The organism is Pseudorhodoplanes sp. (assembly GCF_059499825.1).
Genome location: NZ_JCABZI010000014.1, coordinates 110,300 through 125,738 on the forward strand (window position 1 = coordinate 110,300; position 15,439 = coordinate 125,738).

General features: G+C 63.6%; 13 protein-coding genes. 6 read left to right on the forward strand and 7 right to left on the reverse strand.

Annotated features, from left to right (window positions below; genetic code table 11):
* Positions 1–28: 28 nt before the first annotated feature.
* Both AC5I5I_RS20300 and AC5I5I_RS20305 read left to right on the forward strand, forming a co-directional pair.
* Positions 29–997, forward strand: a complete 969-nt coding sequence (locus AC5I5I_RS20300) for a TAXI family TRAP transporter solute-binding subunit (RefSeq protein ID WP_495976016.1) — start codon at positions 29–31, stop codon at positions 995–997.
* 280 nt (positions 998–1,277) lie between these two features.
* The gene (locus tag AC5I5I_RS20305; RefSeq protein ID WP_495976018.1) at positions 1,278–3,419 is read left to right on the forward strand and encodes a cell wall hydrolase; all 2,142 of its coding nucleotides are present in this window, start codon (positions 1,278–1,280) and stop codon (positions 3,417–3,419) included.
* 51 nt (positions 3,420–3,470) lie between these two features.
* On the opposite strand, the gene nadC is transcribed toward AC5I5I_RS20305, so the two are convergent.
* From nadC to AC5I5I_RS20320, 3 genes are all read right to left on the reverse strand, one after another.
* Positions 3,471–4,379, reverse strand: coding sequence for a carboxylating nicotinate-nucleotide diphosphorylase (gene nadC / locus AC5I5I_RS20310; RefSeq protein ID WP_495758306.1), 909 nt, complete (start codon positions 4,377–4,379; stop codon positions 3,471–3,473).
* 12 nt (positions 4,380–4,391) lie between these two features.
* Complete coding sequence (nadA, locus tag AC5I5I_RS20315) at positions 4,392–5,495, reverse strand: quinolinate synthase NadA (RefSeq protein WP_495758307.1); 1,104 nt, start codon at positions 5,493–5,495, stop codon at positions 4,392–4,394.
* Between the two features lie 228 nt (positions 5,496–5,723).
* Positions 5,724–5,990, reverse strand: a complete 267-nt coding sequence (locus AC5I5I_RS20320; protein ID WP_495976021.1) for a hypothetical protein — start codon at positions 5,988–5,990, stop codon at positions 5,724–5,726.
* Positions 5,991–6,191: 201 nt separating this feature from the next.
* Between AC5I5I_RS20320 and AC5I5I_RS20325 the strand changes: the two genes are divergently transcribed.
* The 4 genes from AC5I5I_RS20325 to AC5I5I_RS20340 all read left to right on the forward strand — a co-directional run bounded on the left by AC5I5I_RS20325 (position 6,192) and on the right by AC5I5I_RS20340 (position 10,624).
* On the forward strand, positions 6,192–7,460 hold the full coding sequence (locus tag AC5I5I_RS20325) for an MFS transporter (RefSeq protein ID WP_495976023.1): 1,269 nt from the start codon (positions 6,192–6,194) through the stop codon (positions 7,458–7,460).
* On the forward strand, positions 7,457–8,686 hold the full coding sequence (locus AC5I5I_RS20330; protein ID WP_495976025.1) for an MFS transporter: 1,230 nt from the start codon (positions 7,457–7,459) through the stop codon (positions 8,684–8,686). The genes AC5I5I_RS20325 and AC5I5I_RS20330 overlap by 4 nt, the downstream gene beginning before the upstream one ends.
* 116 nt (positions 8,687–8,802) lie before the next feature.
* Positions 8,803–9,789: an acrylyl-CoA reductase (NADPH) gene (gene acuI / locus AC5I5I_RS20335; protein WP_495976027.1), complete on the forward strand. Its 987-nt coding sequence runs from the start codon at positions 8,803–8,805 to the stop codon at positions 9,787–9,789.
* A 163-nt stretch (positions 9,790–9,952) separates the two neighbouring features.
* The gene (locus tag AC5I5I_RS20340) at positions 9,953–10,624 is read left to right on the forward strand and encodes a hypothetical protein (RefSeq protein WP_495976029.1); all 672 of its coding nucleotides are present in this window, start codon (positions 9,953–9,955) and stop codon (positions 10,622–10,624) included.
* Positions 10,625–10,682: 58 nt separating this feature from the next.
* Here AC5I5I_RS20340 and AC5I5I_RS20345 read toward each other — a convergent pair whose 3' ends face one another.
* The 4 genes from AC5I5I_RS20345 to AC5I5I_RS20360 all read right to left on the reverse strand — a co-directional run bounded on the left by AC5I5I_RS20345 (position 10,683) and on the right by AC5I5I_RS20360 (position 15,434).
* Positions 10,683–11,156 carry a PaaI family thioesterase gene (locus AC5I5I_RS20345; protein ID WP_495976031.1) on the reverse strand — a complete coding sequence of 158 codons (474 nt, stop codon included), beginning with the start codon at positions 11,154–11,156 and terminating at the stop codon, positions 10,683–10,685.
* Positions 11,157–11,174: 18 nt separating this feature from the next.
* The gene (locus AC5I5I_RS20350) at positions 11,175–13,859 is read right to left on the reverse strand and encodes a DUF2339 domain-containing protein (protein WP_495976033.1); all 2,685 of its coding nucleotides are present in this window, start codon (positions 13,857–13,859) and stop codon (positions 11,175–11,177) included.
* Positions 13,860–13,965: 106 nt separating this feature from the next.
* Complete coding sequence (locus tag AC5I5I_RS20355) at positions 13,966–14,931, reverse strand: NUDIX hydrolase (protein ID WP_495976035.1); 966 nt, start codon at positions 14,929–14,931, stop codon at positions 13,966–13,968.
* Complete coding sequence (locus AC5I5I_RS20360; protein ID WP_495976037.1) at positions 14,928–15,434, reverse strand: tyrosine phosphatase family protein; 507 nt, start codon at positions 15,432–15,434, stop codon at positions 14,928–14,930. The genes AC5I5I_RS20355 and AC5I5I_RS20360 overlap by 4 nt, the downstream gene beginning before the upstream one ends.
* Between the last annotated feature and the right edge of the window lie 5 nt (positions 15,435–15,439).

Here is a 15,439-nt window from a genome sequence, read left to right on the forward strand (position 1 = left end):
ACGCAAGACAAAAGGGAGGAATGCAAGCATGTCCAAACGACTGGGTCTTACACTTGCCGTGATCGCGCTTGGCGCCGCCGTCGGCGGGGTTGCGCTGGCGCAGCAGCAAAATATCGCCATCGCCACCGGCGGGACCGGCGGCGTTTATTATCCGATGGGTGGCGGCATGGCGAACGTGCTGTCGAAACATCTGCCCGGGATCAATGCGACCGCGCGCGTGACCGGCGGCTCGGTCGACAATCTGAAACTCGTCGGTTCCGGCCAAAGCGAAGTGGCCTTCACCATGGTCGATGCCGCTCGCGACGCGCTGCAGGGCGAGGACAAGTTCAAGGGCAACAAGATCGAACTGCGTACCCTGATGATACTCTACCCGAACCGCATGCATGTGGTCTCGGTCGAGGGCAAGGGCATCGACAAGATGTCAGACCTGAAAGGCAAGCGTGTTTCCACCGGATCGCCCGGCAGCGCGACCGAGGTGATGGCGTTCCGCGTGATCGAGGCGGCAGGGCTCGATCGCGACAAGGACATGAAACGTGAGCGGCTTGGCGTCGCCGAATCCACTAATGCGCTGAAGGACGGCAAGATCGACGCGTATTTCTGGGTCGGCGGACTGCCGACCGCGGCGGTCACCGATCTTGGCGCGACGCCTGGCGTCAAACTGAAGCTGATCGATCACTCCGACGTGGTCGAGAAGATGAATGCGAAATATGGCGCGGGTCTGTACAGCAAGGGTGTGATCCCGGCCAAGACCTATCCGGGACAGGACAAGGACAACCAGATTTCGGTGGTGCAGAACATTCTGGTCGCGGATGCGAAGATGCCGGAGAAGCAGGTCTATGACATCGTCAAGACGCTGTTCGAAAAGCGCGACGACATCGCCCTCGCGCATGGTGAGGCAAAGGCGATCGTGCTCGACACCCAGACCAAGGCGAACACCACCATTCCCTGGCACCCTGGTGCGGAAAAGTACTTCAAGGAAGCCGGCGCGAAGATGTAACAACGACGCTTGTTGAGTGACGCTCACCGCAAAATTGAAATCTCAACGGCCCCGATGCGGGGCCGTTGTCTTTTGAGGCGCGTGCAAAAGCCGTTGACCATTTCTTTACGTTAATACCGGGTGAAGCACGCGGATACCGACGCACGTGTAAACGCGCCAGCAAGGTTAACCCGATCGCAACGATACTCCGACAATTTTACGTGAGCGGCGATTCACGCCGCTTCGTTGAGTTCCGTTGAGTTCAGTTGCGTTGCGTCGGTTGCGTTGCGTGAGCGTCAGTATGAAAGCTTCGCGTAAGAGGCCGAAGGGCGCATTTCGCCGTCCCTTCGGCCTTGTCCTTTGCGTGGTTACCGCGATGCCGAACTCGATCGGTCATCAGGACCTCGCTGCGTTGATTGCACGTCAGCCCGCCGTGACCGAGCGGTGGCGGGCGCATGTGCGCAATTCAACATTCGGAACGATCCACGCTGCCTCGCTGAGTTTCCCCCGTCTGGTCGGCGCATCGATTCCCGACCCTTATTTCACGCAGCTTGCAGCACTCGATCCGCGCGCACTCGAGGCAACCGGTTCGATCCCGTTGAATGTTCCGATCGATCCCATGGTCGCGGCGCCCACCTATGATTTTCCGGTGGTCGAGCGCCGCCTGAAAGGCGACCGGCTGACCGTGAAGCCGGGGCCAACTCAGCCTCAGTCGCCGCAGCCACAATTGACCAGGCCATCCAAGTCCAAGGACATGGCGAGCCGTCCGCCGTTTCCGGAATCGCCATCCGCTGATGATCGGTCACAATCCGTGCCGGACGTCGCCAGGTCACAGCCCGCGCCGAAGGGTGACCGTCTTGCGCCTTCCGACGTGGAAATTGCGCACGTGGCGCGCGCCCCGAGCCACCGCATTGGTGGAGTTGCGGCGGGGCAGGGCACGCTGGCCAAGCGCGTGCTGGGCACGATGCCGCGGATGCCGGTGGTGGTTGCGGCCCCGGTCGAGCCGGTTGCTGACAAGGGGGTGCGTCGCGCTGGTCTTGCCGCCGGCCAGAAAACATTGGCGAAGCGCGTCCTGCGCACGACGCCGCGGATGCCGATGGTGATTGCAGCCCCGGTTGAACCGGTCGCTGACAAAACGCTGCGTCGCGCGGGTCTTGCGGCCCAGTACCTTAAGCACGTCGAGAGCGAAGCCCGGCGTGCGCGCCTGCTTTCGGCGGAAACGGCCGACCTCGAATCGCAGCGTGCCGATCTCAAAGGTCCGATCGTGCCTCCGCGCGCGGCGGAGCCGGCTCCCGACGTCGCGCAACTCGCACCTGCGCCCCAGCCTCGCGATACCAAGCCTGAACCAACCGAGCCCGAGCGAGCCAGCCTCGAAGAGCCCACATTCGAATCACCCACGTCAGACCTTGCGGTTGTCGCACCCGAGCCGGACGTTCAGGTTGCGGCGAGCCTGTCCCAGCCATCGCGCGCGCCGATTGCGGTTGCTGAGCCTGCCGGTGCCCCGGAGGTTGCAGCGGTGGCGTCGCCCACGCCGGAGAAGACTCCGGATCGCTTCAACGCGCATGCGGCCGAGCAGCTTGCGCAGTTCGCCAAGCCCGCCGCGCAGAACCGCGTGTTTTTCGGCACACGCGAGCTTGGCGTCGGACGCAACGAATGGGAAGCCTGGGACCCCGGTGAAGGTCCGACGGTTCTCGCGCCTCCGCATGTCGATACCGAAATCAAGCGGGCAGCCCTCGATCCTGTCGCCGACCCCGAGACCGAAAAGGGCGGCGAGACCATCGCGCCGAAGGGCGAAGTTACTGGCGAGGGCCAGCGTCCGCGCACGCCGGCCGAGCGGCTCAGTCTGGTCGGGGCCTCTCGCACCAAACATGCGAGATGCCTTGCCAATGCGATCTATTTCGAGGCGCGCGGTGAGGTCGAGCGCGGTCAGATGGCGGTGGCGCAGGTGGTGCTCAATCGCGTTTTCACCGGCTATTACCCGGGTAGCGTCTGTGACGTGGTTTACCAGAACGCGCATCGCAAGCTGGCCTGCCAGTTCACCTTTGCCTGCGACAACCACAAGGATGTCGTACGCGATCAGAAGGCCTGGGAGGTGGCGACCCGCATTGCCGACGACGCACTCGATGGCAAATTCTGGCTGCCGGAAGTAGGCAAGGCGACCCATTACCACGCGACCTATGTCAATCCGTGGTGGGTGCGTACGATGACCAAGCACACCAAGCTTGGCATCCACATCTTCTATCGGCCGAAGCGCTGGGGCGATGGCGAGGATATTCCGGTCTGGGGCGACAAACTCGAAGTTACCGGTTCGATCAAACGCGCGGCTTCCCCCGCGATTCCGGAAAAGAAGAACGACGACAAGCGCGCCGAAGCGCAGCCGGCAGCACCGGCGCGGCGTTCGATCTTCGACCCGGTCGAGCCGATTGATTTGCCGGGCGGCTGAATAACTCTCCCCGCAGGCGGGGAGAGTTGGCGCGTTGCGCTCCTGGCGCCGTCACACCTCGATATCGAGTGCGATATCGAGATTTGGCGCCGAATGCGTAATCGCGCCGGATGACACATAGTCAACGCCGGTCGCCGCGATCTCCGCCGCGTTGTCATGGGTGATGCCGCCCGAGGCTTCGATCACCATCCGTCCGCCGACAAGCGCCACTCCTTCCTTCAGCATCGGCACTGAAAAGTTGTCGACCAGCAGCACGTCGGCCAGGCCGGTAGCGAGCACCTCACGCAATTGCTCGATGGTATCGACCTCGATCTCGATCTTGACCAGATGTCCGACGACCGACTTGGCGCGCTCCAGCGCGGCCCGGATGCCGCCTGCGACGGCGATATGGTTGTCCTTGATCAGCACCGCATCGTCGAGACCGAAGCGGTGGTTGAACCCGCCGCCGCAACGCACGGCATATTTCTGCAAAGACCGCAGCCCCGGCGTGGTCTTGCGGGTGCAGACCAGGCGGGTGCTGGTGCCCTTGAGCCTGTCGACCAGCGAGGCGGTCGCAGTAGCGACGCCGGACAGATGCCCGGCAAAGTTCAGCGCCGTGCGCTCGGCTGCGAGCACGGCGCGCGCGTTGCCGGTGATGGTCATCAGCGCAGTCTTTTTCTCGACGGTATCCCCGTCGCGGGCATGCGGAACGATCTGCGCGTCCGGAGCCAGCTTCAGCATCACCGCCTCGACCAGCGGCAGACCGGCGATGCGGCCGGCTGCACGCGCCACCACGATGGCGCGCGCCTGCGCGTCCTCCGGTACGGTCGCGACCGAGGTGACGTCGCCGGCGCGGCCCAAGTCCTCGGCGAGCGCGCGCATCACCGCATCGTCGATCTCGAGCGGCGAGATGAAGGCGTCGGGGCAATAGAGCGACGACGCAGAAGCCGCGACGCTGAAGCGGCGCATGGGATTGAGCATCGCGGTTGCCCTCTAGTTCTTCAGGTTGATCATGCGTTCGACCGAGCGACGCGCCTTCTCGGCGATCATCGGATCGATCACGACTTCCTCTTTCATATAGACGAGGCTTTCGAGGATCTTCGGCAGGGTGATCCGCTTCATATGCGGGCACAGATTACACGGCCGCACGAACTCGACGTCCGGCAATTCCGCCTGCACATTGTCGGCCATCGAGCATTCGGTGACCATGACCACGCGCTTGGGACGCTTGTTGCGGACCCAGTCGATCATATGCGCGGTCGAGCCGGTAAAGTCGGCTTCCGCGATGACATCCGGCGGGCATTCCGGATGCGCAATGATCTGCAGATTGGGATCGGTCTCGCGATACATGCGCAATTCGTCGCCGGTGAAACGCTCATGCACCTCGCACGCGCCTTTCCAGGCGATGATCTTTTTCGAGGTCTGCGAAGCGACATACTTCGCCAGATACTGATCCGGCAGGAAGATGACGGTGTCGGCGTCGAGGCTTTCGACCACCTGCAGTGCGTTCGACGAGGTGCAGCAGATATCCACTTCCGCCTTCACCTCAGCAGAGGTGTTGACATAGGCGACCACCGGTACGCCCGGATAGCGCGCGCGCAACAGGCGGACATCCTCACCGGTGATGGCTTCGGCAAGCGAGCAGCCGGCGCGCATGTCCGGGATCAGCACGGTTTTTTCCGGGTTCAGGATCTTCGAGGTCTCGGCCATGAAATGCACGCCGCCCTGCACGATCACGTCCGCTTTCACCTTGGTGGCTTCGCGCGCGAGTTGCAGCGAGTCGCCGACATAATCGGCGACGCAATTATAGATTTCCGGCGTCTGGTAGTTATGCGCGAGAATGACGGCATTGCGCTGCCGCTTCAGCTCGTTGATCGCCTTCACGTAGGGCGCAAAGACCGGCCATTCGACCGCCGGAATGACGGTCTTGATGCGCTCGTAGAGATGCGCGGTCTCGCGTGCGACCTCGTCGTTCCATTCGAGCTTGGGGATGGGGAGCACGCCGAACTTGCGCGCGGCCGCATCCGAGCTGCGCGGCAGTGAAGCCGGTACCGGCGGTAATCCCTTCGCAGGACCCTGCAATTCAAGGAGCGGCATGGCGGCCTCCCAAACTCGATCGACTATCGAGCGAACTATATGCTCAGTATGAGCATATCTAGGCACAAAATTAGCCGGCACAAGGTGCCGGTCAATTCCACTCCACGATGAGAACAAGGCTACGCGACCTTTATTCTCATCGTGAGCAAAAGAATGTAGCACTTTCCGCCGCCGCTGACCACCCCGGCGAAGCAATAAAAGCCGGCGAGTAGCGGCGCGATGTCGCGCCTACCGCCGCCGCGTCGTCGTGGCGGCAGCGCCGCCCTTCATCTGAACTCGGCAAGCCGGCGTCAGGTTGCGCATATTCTGATACAGGCAATTCTCGATGGCGTGCACCATCGGAATGAAATTGCTGCAGAATTTGAAGGCATCGCCTTCGCATGCCTCACGCTGGGCAATCGTGCCCTGGGCCGCGGCCGGCGTCATGGTTCCGACGGCTGTCAGCATTGCGGCTACGAAAATCCCGCGGCGGAGCGATTTGGCATGCGTCATCATTTCAGACCCCCAATTGTCGATTCGCCAAGATTATCACGAAAGCGGCTGATCCCGCCGGGGTGTGACACGCCATCCGAGCCATTCCGCCAGTGTATCGCTCCCATCACCAAGTTTCGTTAGGGCCGTGCGCGTCCGGGCCCTATTTTCGCCGTTCGCCGCGCCGGCATGGCGCGGCTTGCGCCGATCGCCGGAAGGGTCGCAATGCACGATACAATACGCGCTGCCCCGGGCGGCCGCATGTCCTGGCGCACGCCGCTCGTTGTCATCCTGGCCGGCTGTGTCATCTCGATGATCTCTTTCGGTCCGCGCTCAGCGACCGGATTGTTTATGCAGCCGATCAGCGACGCCAATGGCTGGGGCCGCGACGTGTTTGCGCTCGCTTTCGCGGTGCAGAACCTGCTCTGGGGATTGGGCCAGCCATTCGCGGGCGCTATTGCCGACCGGTTCGGCACGCTGCGCGTTCTGTGCGGGGGCGCCCTGCTGTATGCGGTCGGCCTTGTGCTGATGACGTATTCGACCACGCCGCTCTCGTTCAACATTACCGTCGGCGTAATGATCGGTTTCGGTCTGTCGGGTTGCTCTTTCAATCTCGTGGTTGCCGCACTCGGGAAACTCGTGCCCGATCACCTGCGTTCGCTCGCCTTCGGTGCGGGAACGGCCGCGGGATCGTTCGGACAATTCCTTTTCGCACCGCTCGGGGCCGCGCTGATCGCGAATTACGGCTGGGCCTTCGCACTGTTCGTGTTTGCGGCTGCCGTGATGCTGATAATCCCGTTCTCGCTTGCGCTGGCGACCGCGCCCGCCGCCACCAGGACCGATCCCGGTGCGGATGCGCCGCAATCGCTTCGCCACGCCTTGTCCGAAGCCTTCGCGCACCGCTCCTATGTGCTGCTGGTGCTCGGCTTTTTCACCTGCGGCTTTCAGCTCGCTTTCATCACCGCGCATCTGCCGGCCTATCTGGTCGACCGTGGGCTGACGGTCCAGGTCGGTGGCTGGGTGATTGCGACCATCGGCCTGTTCAACATCGTGGGATCGCTGGCCGCCGGATGGGCCGGATCCAGGATGCCAAAGCGCTACATTCTCGCCTTCCTGTATTTCGCGCGTGCGGTGTCGATTGCGATCTTCATCATGGTTCCGCTGTCGCCGACCTCCGCGATCCTGTTCGGTGTCTCGACGGGGCTGACCTGGCTATCCACGGTTCCGCCGACGTCGGGGCTGGTCGCGCTGATGTTCGGGACGCGCTGGCTTGCGATGCTGTTCGGTTTCGCGTTTTTCAGTCACCAGGTCGGCGGCTTCCTGGGAGTCCTGCTGGGCGGCATCGCCTATGAGATGACAGGCTCTTATACCCCGGTCTGGATTCTCTCGATCGCCTTTGGGGTAGCATCGGCTATCATCAATCTTCCCATCGTGGAGGAGCCGGTGAAACGGTCGTCAGCAACAGCAATATCCGAAGCCCGGGCAGCGTCATGAGCGCCGGGCTGCAGCGCGCGGCGTGGCAGTCGATCCCGCTGATCATCCTCTGCGGTTGTCTGATCGCGATGCTGGGTTTCGGTCCGCGCTCCACGCTGGGTTTCTTCCTGACGCCGATGTCCACCGCCAACGGCTGGGGCCGCGATGTGTTCGCGCTCGCCATTGCGATCCAGATGCTGGTCTGGGGCGCCGCGCAGCCCTTCGTCGGCGCCATCGCCGACCGCTTCGGTCCGGTCTTGGTGCTAAGCATTGGCGCGGTGCTGTATACACTCGGCTTTGCCTGGATGACCTTCGCCGCGTCGCCGACGGAGATGTATCTGTCCGGCGGCATGATGGTCGGCTTCGGCCTTGCCGGTGTGTCGTTCACGGTCGTGATCGGAGCGTTCGGCAAGCTGCTGCCGCCGGAATGGCGATCATTTTCGTTCGGTGTCGGCACCGCGGCCAGTTCGTTCGGTCAGTTCCTGTTTTCGCCACTCGCGGTGGCGCTCAATACGGTCTTTGACTGGCACACGACGCTGCTGATCTTCGCTGGCGTCGTGCTTCTGATCATGCCGCTGTCGCTTGCGCTGGCGGCGCCGAAATCGCTCGAAACGCCAGCCCAACGAGCTGCGCAGCAATCGGTCGGCGCCGCTTTGCGCGAGGCGCTCGGTCATCCGAGCTTCGTGCTGCTGGTGCTGGGCTATTTCAGTTGCGGATTTCAGGTGTTCTTCGTCACCGTGCACCTGCCGGCCTATCTGGTCGACCGTGGTCTGTCGGCCGATCTTGGCGCGTTCGTCATCGCGACCATCGGGCTGTTCAACATCGTCGGTTCGATCGCCGCCGGCTATCTCTCCAACGTGATGCCGAAGCGCTATATTCTTGCGGGCATTTATTTCATCCGCGCAGTCGCGGTCACCGTCTTTATTTCGATCCCGGCGACCCCGACCACCTCGATCGTCTTCGGCGCGGTGATGGGCCTGATGTGGCTGTCGACGATCCCGCCGACCAACGCGCTGGTGGCGGTGATGTTCGGTACCCGCTGGCTCACCATGCTCGCCGGGTTTGCGTTTTTCAGCCACCAGGTCGGCGGCTTCCTCGGAGTCTGGCTCGGCGGCCTCATGTTCGAGCGCACCGGTTCCTACGATGCGATCTGGTGGCTGTTCATCCTGCTCGGTCTCCTGTCGGCAATCATCAACCTGCCGATCAAGGAGCAGCCGGTGGCGCGTCCGGTACCGGCGGCGGCCTGATGTCACCGCCGGGCTTGACCCGGCGATCCATCGATCAAACAATCCTCTAACCAAGAAGGTGAGTGCGCGGATGACAGGCCTTATGACGATGCCGCGCATGACCGGGGGGAAAGACCGTGCCCACATTCAAAGCTATTGTGATCGACAAGGCCGAGTCCGGCCAGAAGGTCGCGCTCAGGGATTTCGACGAAAATGACCTGATGGATGGTGACGTCACCGTCCGCGTCGAACACTCCACCATCAATTATAAGGACGGCCTCGCGATCACCGGCAAGGCGCCGGTGGTGCGGCGCTTTCCGATGATCGCCGGCGTCGATTTCTCCGGAACCGTCGAGCAATCCTCTCATCCGGACTGGACCGCCGGGGACAAGGTGATCTGCAACGGCTGGGGACTGGGCGAGACCCATCTTGGCGCCTATGCGAAGAGGGCCCGCGTCAAGGGTGGCTGGCTGGTCCGCCTGCCGCCGACCATGAGTGCGCGTGAGGCGATGGCAATCGGTACCGCCGGTTACACGGCGATGCTTTGTGTGATGGCGCTGGAACAGGCGGGCGTTAAGCCCGGCTCGGGGCCGGTGATCGTGACCGGTGCGGCCGGCGGGGTGGGCTCGGTCGCGGTCGCGCTATTGTCGAAGCTCGGCTTCGAGGTCGCGGCCTCGACAGGACGGCCGCAAGAGGCAGACTATCTCAAGAGCCTCGGTGCCACGGAGATCATCGATCGCAAGGATCTGGCGGGTCCGGCGAAACCGCTCGCCAAGGAACGCTTTGCGGGCGGCATCGACTCGGTCGGGTCCACCACTTTGGCCAACGTGCTATCGATGACCCGCTACGGCGGCGCAGTGGCGGCCTGCGGTCTTGCTGCGGGTATGGATCTGCCGACCAGCGTCGCTCCCTTTATTTTGCGCGGGGTGTCGCTTTTGGGCATCGATTCCGTGATGTGCCCGCTCGACAAGCGGGTGGTCGCCTGGAAACGCCTGGAAACCGATCTGGATCGCCAGAAACTGGCCGCAATGACCACCGACATTCCACTGGAGGCCGTTATTGAGACAGCCCCATCGATCATCGGCGGCGGTGTCCGGGGGCGGATCGTGGTCAATATCGGGTAAACTTCTTCAGCATTTGGCTACGAAGTTCGGGCAGATTTACCAGCTGTTATGGTAAGAGACGGGTTAAGAGGACCTGGTCTCGGTTTTGGGGGTCGGCATGTTGCGTATTGGAGCCTTGATCGCTGCGTCGGCCTTCGTGGCCCTGCCTGCACAGGCACAGCAAATGAGCGCACGCGAGGCGCGCGCTTTCGTCGTTGGCAAGCTCTTCACCTATCAATGTTTCGAGGGAACCCGTGGGGCGGGCCGGATCATGGAAAGCGGTGCGGTCGCGGGAACCGTTCAGTTCCGTGGCAACGGTGCGACCCGCTATGCGATGCTGCCGCATAACACCATCCGGGTCGTGGGCGATCGTGTCTGCGCGTCGGTCAAGGGTGTGCCGTTCGAGCCCTGCTTCAATCTGATCAAGACCTCGCATAACAGCTTCCGCGGATCGGTCTCGGGCATGGGCTTCGCCTATTGCGATTTCGTGCGCCGCGATCGTCCGATGGTCGCGTCGGTGGAACCGCGCGGCCGTGCCGGTGCGCCAATGGAATTGCACACCGGCAGCGCGCGGGCAGCCTTCCCCAAGCCGATCGATAGCAGCGATCTTCCGCCGGTGGACGACAATCCGGATGACGAAAAGGCAGCAGCCGCAAGCCCGGCCGAAGCCAAGGCGGGAATTGAAGCAAAGGCATCGGTGGAGACGAATGCTCTGGCGGCGAAGCCGGTCGAACTAAGCGCGGCCGCGACCAAGCCGGTTGAGATCAAATCCGCCGACACGAACTCGGTGGAAGTCAAAGCCGAGGTTTCAGCCGCTGCTGACGAGAAGCTGGAATTGCGCTCCACTAAGGACTGAGCCGCGCTGCACGATCGCCGGGCAATGCCGGCGATTTCTGTCCTCTTGGCAAAAGCGCTTATCGCGCCGGAAAGATCATGCAGGTGGTGGTGGCATGCGCATAGAGCTTGCCGCCTGAATCCCTGATGTCGCCCTCCGAGGTGGCAACCGTGCGGCCGCGGTGGATCACACGGCCTTCTGCACGAACCGGTCCCGTTTCTTTCGTCAGCGGACGGACCAGATTTACCTTTATCTCGAGCGTGGTGTACGTCTCGCCCTTGCCCAGTGTCGTATGGATGGCGCAGCCGAGCGCGGAATCGAGCAACGTCATCGCGAAGCCGCCATGCACTGAGCCGATCGGATTGTAATGCCTGGATTGCGGCTCGCCGGTAAACACCGCGCGGCCCGTATCGGCCTCGGTCAGCGTAAAGCCGAGTGTTTGCGTCATCGGCGGCGCAGGAAATTGCCCGGTCAGAAGCCCGCGCACGAATGTGAGCCCGTCATATTGCAGCAGCGTTTCGATCGGTACGACGCCGTAGGTGATGTCGTTCATCCGGACAGTCCAGCTTGATTATGATGTCGTCTGCGCGGCAGCGCTTTCCCCGCGCGGCCGTGGCGGAAACAGCAGCCGCTGGTACAGCCAGCCGATCCCCATCAGCGTCAGCCCGAGACAGATCAGCGAAAGCGCGCGGAATACGCCCTGCACGCCGGCGAGATCGTACAGGAAAACCTTGGCGACGGTGAGGATCACCACCGCGGCCGACGCGAAGCGCGCCGGTTGCGATTTCAGCGCGATGCCGGCGAGCAGGAGCGCGACCCCGAATGCGAGCCATACCGCAGAGTAAGTGTATTGCTCGGCGTCGCTTGACGCAAAGCCTGCAATCACCGGCCCCTGGAAGATGCGGCGCACTTCAAGCGTGAGATAGACGAGCGCGAATCCGATCGCTGTTACCGCGGCGAGACGATAGACGAGCGCCGGCCGCGAGTCGCGGATCATGCGAGCGAGAACCGCCATCAGCACCGCCGGGATGCCGTAGCCGAGCAGCAACGCGTTGAAGAATACGCCACCGGTCGGCTCGCCGGTTACGACCGGATTGAAATGGATGCCGAGACTGATCAGCGCGCCAAGGAATGCCAGCGCGCCAAGGACGCGAGCCGCTACGTCGTGCACGACACCGCCTGTGCGGGTGCGGACATGTTCGAGGCCGATTGTCATGGCCAGCAGGGTCGAGACCTGAAGGCCGATTTCGGCGAGGCTGGCGGACGGGCGATAGATGTCGCCATCGTTCATGACATGCCGGATCTGCAGCATCACGGCCAGCACGGTGAATGTGATAGCCGCGGATTCCACGCTGCGGGAGGCGAGGTCGTCACTGCGCCTGCGCAGGATCATCGCGCCGGTCCAGAAAGCGAGCGCCGGCACGCCATAGCCCCAGAGCAGCCAGTTGATGATCGGCGTCGTGCCGACATCCTCGCCGACAATGCGCGGGTCCCACAGGATGCGCGCGATCACGAGTCCGACCAGCACGATGCAAAGCTGGCGCAGCATCGGCAGGGGGCGCTTGTCGGAGATCCATGCGATCCCCGGTACCATCAGCGCCAGCGCAACCGTGAGCCAGCCCCGTTCGAGCGCGAAAGTGAAGGCGAGGGCCAGCGCTGCGACCGTGCCCGAGGCAAAGACCGCGGTCGCCGCAGCGCCCCCGGGTGCAAGCGTCCGGCGGTCCAGCTTTTCGGTGGCGAAGCCGAATACGGCCGCAAGCAACAGCGCGAGACCGGCGAACGGGATCGAGCGCTCGAATTGCGCCACGCCGAAATTCAGAGCGATCAGCACCAGCAGCGGCGTCAGCACTGCCATTCCGGCCCAGATGATGGACGCATAAGGATGACGCGATCGCCCCTGCGCGAAAAAGCCGGCGGCGCCGAACATCAGTGCGAGACCCGTGCCGAACAGCAAATGCGCGCGCAGGCCTTCCAGTCTGGCGACCGGCGGAACGGCGGAATAGGGGCCGCCGGGAGAAGAGATCAGCACGAAATAATCCGAGACTGACCAATGCGCGACGACCAGAACTCCGGCGAGGGCGGCTGCACCGAGCGCGAGCGTGACCGCTTCGCTGCGCCAGGCGGCGGCAACGGTCGCAGCGCACAGCACGAATAGCATCACCAGCGTCGGGTTGCCGTGGCGATTGGCAATCACCACCAGCAATGCGCCAAACAGATAGCAGGCGAGCACGCCGCTGGAGACCAGGTCGAAGCGTCCGCGTTCCGCATCGGGACCAAACAGAACGCCGCTAGCGATCAGCGCCAATGCCAACGCAAAGCCCGCGAGCAGGTAGACCATTTGCGGATACAATTCGCCGCCCGCACCGAGCGGCAGGATCAGCCAGACCAGAGCGAAGACCGATGCGGTGATCGCCAGCCAGCGCCACAGCCGGGCGCGGGCCAGCAGAAAGGCGGCTGCGGTGACCACCGTGAGATAGAGATACAACGCCCAGTAATTCGGCTGCGTCGATCCGATCAGGGCCGGCGTCACGAAGGCGCCGACCAGACCAAGCCCCGCCAGAGCAGGTCCGTGCAGCAGCGCTGCCGCGAGCGTGGCCAGCGCCACCGCGCCGAGCAGCAGGAAAGCGAGTCCTGGAGACAGGAAGTTGTAGAGCGCGAAGGCGGCATAGATCACCGCATAGGCGACGGTGGTTCCAGCCGCGGTCAACACGCTCGGGATATGGGCGGTGTTGAACCGCGCGAGCCCCGTCGGGACTTCGCGCCGCCGGGTAAATTCGCCAAGTCCGACCAGCGCGAGCGCGAGCAGCCCGCCCAGAATGATGCGCATGCCGGGTCCGACAAGCCCGGCTTCGATGCTGTAGCGCACCAGGAAGATGCCGCCGAGCGCGAGCGCGAGCCCGCCGACCCAGACCACCCATTGAGTGCCGAAGCGGCGTTCGAAATCGCCATATTCGCGAGGCCCGGCGGGTGCGGATGCCGTCGCCGGGTCGGGCGGGCCACCAATGTCTTGCGCGGGCGGCGGTGTGATCCGGTCTGCCTCGGTCGGTTCGCCGGACGCCTGCACTGGCGACGCCGCAGTGCTCTGCTGATGCGGCGTCTCCTTGGGCTCGAGCACCGCTGGACTTGCAGGCGCTGCGGCTTGCGGGATCAAGGCATTGAGCCGGCCCACCGCCGTCTCCAGCGCCGTGAGCCTGCTGCGCATTCGCACGACGATGACAAGCAATGCGACCAGCGCGATGAAGCCGACGAAGTCCATGAGAATCGCCCACCGATTTGCGGGCGAACTCTATCCTCATGAGGTCAATCGCGAAACGGCCGGGGCCGCTCTGTTGGTGCGCCGCAGCTTACCCGAGCGCCGGCCTTCAGCGCCGCACGCCCAGTCGCAATCCCGGCGCGTGCCGCTCCTGCATCACCTCGCGGCGGAAGCGGAAGAGGGCGGCCGGCCTGCCTCCGGTCGCGGTCGCCATCTCTCCAGTCGGCTCGACCAACTCGGTGCCTTCCACCAGCCGGCGGAAATTCTGCTTATGCAGATGTCGGCCGGAAATCGCCTCCACCGTACGCTGCAATTCGGTGAGGGTGAACTCGTTCGGCATCAGTTCGAACACCACCGGCCGGTATTTCAGCTTGCCGCGCAGCCTGGCGATGGCGGTGGCCAGAATACGGCGGTGATCGAGCCGCATCGATTCGCCAAGCCTCGTCTTGCCGAGCACCGGCTCCAGCGATTTGACCCTGCCGTCGCGCTGCGCTTCCTCGATCAGGCCGGCGCTGTAGAGCAATTCATAGCGCTCGAGCACCTTTTCCTCGTCCCAGCTCATCCCACCGCCCCCGAAACACAGTCGCAGCCGCTCGCTGCGGCGCGGGCCTTTCTTTGCCCAGTCGGTCAGGGGCGGCAGGATCGTTTCGTCGATGATGGCCGGGCGACCATTGCGCCAGTCCTCCCACGGAAAGAACCGGTACCAGGGCCTGAAGCCGGCGCCCGCTTCGCGCAGGCCGGCCACGTTATCCGGAACGCGCGTGAGCGCGAGATAGCCAATCGACACCACATGCGGATCGGTGTCGTCGGCGCGCGCATGGCGGCCGCGATCGCCGAATGTGTACAGCTGCTCGACGTACCCGACCTCCAATGCGGTCTGCGCCGCCACCCATTCACGCAGGCCGATCTCGAAGGTGCGATGCGCGACCGGGTCGAACGGTCCGGATGGTAGTCCGGCCGGCATCTGCTTTTCGCCGGTCTCGCCGGCAACCAGCACCTGCGGTTCCTCATTGGTGACCGCGACGATCGCGGTGGTCAGTCCGATTTCGATCGGCGTCAGCAAGTTGCCGCTCACTCGAGGTCGAGCCGAAACGGATGGCCCTCATAGGCGGCGATGCCTGGCCCGATCGCGCGGATGGCGTTCGTCATGCGGCCGCCCCGTCCAAGAATTTCGTCCGCCAGAGAAACCAGTCGGATGTTCGGCTGCGCGGTGGGCGAGAACGAGCGGATGGCGCGCGCAAATACCTCTTCGTCACGGTTCGGATTGAGCGTGCAGGCGGTGATGAAGGCGCCCGCGGTCGAACGGCTGATGCCGGCATAGCAGTGCACGACAATCGGGGCGCTCCGGTCCCAGCCGGTGACGAACTCGATCAGTCTGGCGATATGAGCTTCGTTCGGTGGCACATAACCGTCCATGACGGTGACGATATCGTCCATGTCGAGGAGAAGGTGATTGGCCTCCTCGATCGAGGGCGGACGTTGCACCATGGCGACGTCCTTCATCAGCGTCACGACATGCTTCGCACCGGTCTCGGCGACGGTCGGATGCAGGCGGGCGAGTGAACAGACGTGGATCATGGGCA

What these genes read in the sequence shown, in the direction of transcription:
- AC5I5I_RS20360 (WP_495976037.1), bottom strand. Translation starts at nt 15,434, where the DNA reads ATGATCCACGTCTGTTCACTCGCCCGCCTGCATCCGACCGTCGCCGAG.
- AC5I5I_RS20340 (WP_495976029.1), top strand. Translation starts at nt 9,953, where the DNA reads ATGAGCGCACGCGAGGCGCGCGCTTTCGTCGTTGGCAAGCTCTTCACC.
- AC5I5I_RS20320 (WP_495976021.1), bottom strand. Translation starts at nt 5,990, where the DNA reads ATGATGACGCATGCCAAATCGCTCCGCCGCGGGATTTTCGTAGCCGCA.
- nadC (WP_495758306.1), bottom strand. Translation starts at nt 4,379, where the DNA reads ATGCTCAATCCCATGCGCCGCTTCAGCGTCGCGGCTTCTGCGTCGTCG.
- AC5I5I_RS20350 (WP_495976033.1), bottom strand. Translation starts at nt 13,859, where the DNA reads ATGGACTTCGTCGGCTTCATCGCGCTGGTCGCATTGCTTGTCATCGTC.
- AC5I5I_RS20345 (WP_495976031.1), bottom strand. Translation starts at nt 11,156, where the DNA reads ATGAACGACATCACCTACGGCGTCGTACCGATCGAAACGCTGCTGCAA.
- nadA (WP_495758307.1), bottom strand. Translation starts at nt 5,495, where the DNA reads ATGCCGCTCCTTGAATTGCAGGGTCCTGCGAAGGGATTACCGCCGGTA.
- AC5I5I_RS20330 (WP_495976025.1), top strand. Translation starts at nt 7,457, where the DNA reads ATGAGCGCCGGGCTGCAGCGCGCGGCGTGGCAGTCGATCCCGCTGATC.
- AC5I5I_RS20300 (WP_495976016.1), top strand. Translation starts at nt 29, where the DNA reads ATGTCCAAACGACTGGGTCTTACACTTGCCGTGATCGCGCTTGGCGCC.
- AC5I5I_RS20305 (WP_495976018.1), top strand. Translation starts at nt 1,278, where the DNA reads ATGAAAGCTTCGCGTAAGAGGCCGAAGGGCGCATTTCGCCGTCCCTTC.
- AC5I5I_RS20325 (WP_495976023.1), top strand. Translation starts at nt 6,192, where the DNA reads ATGCACGATACAATACGCGCTGCCCCGGGCGGCCGCATGTCCTGGCGC.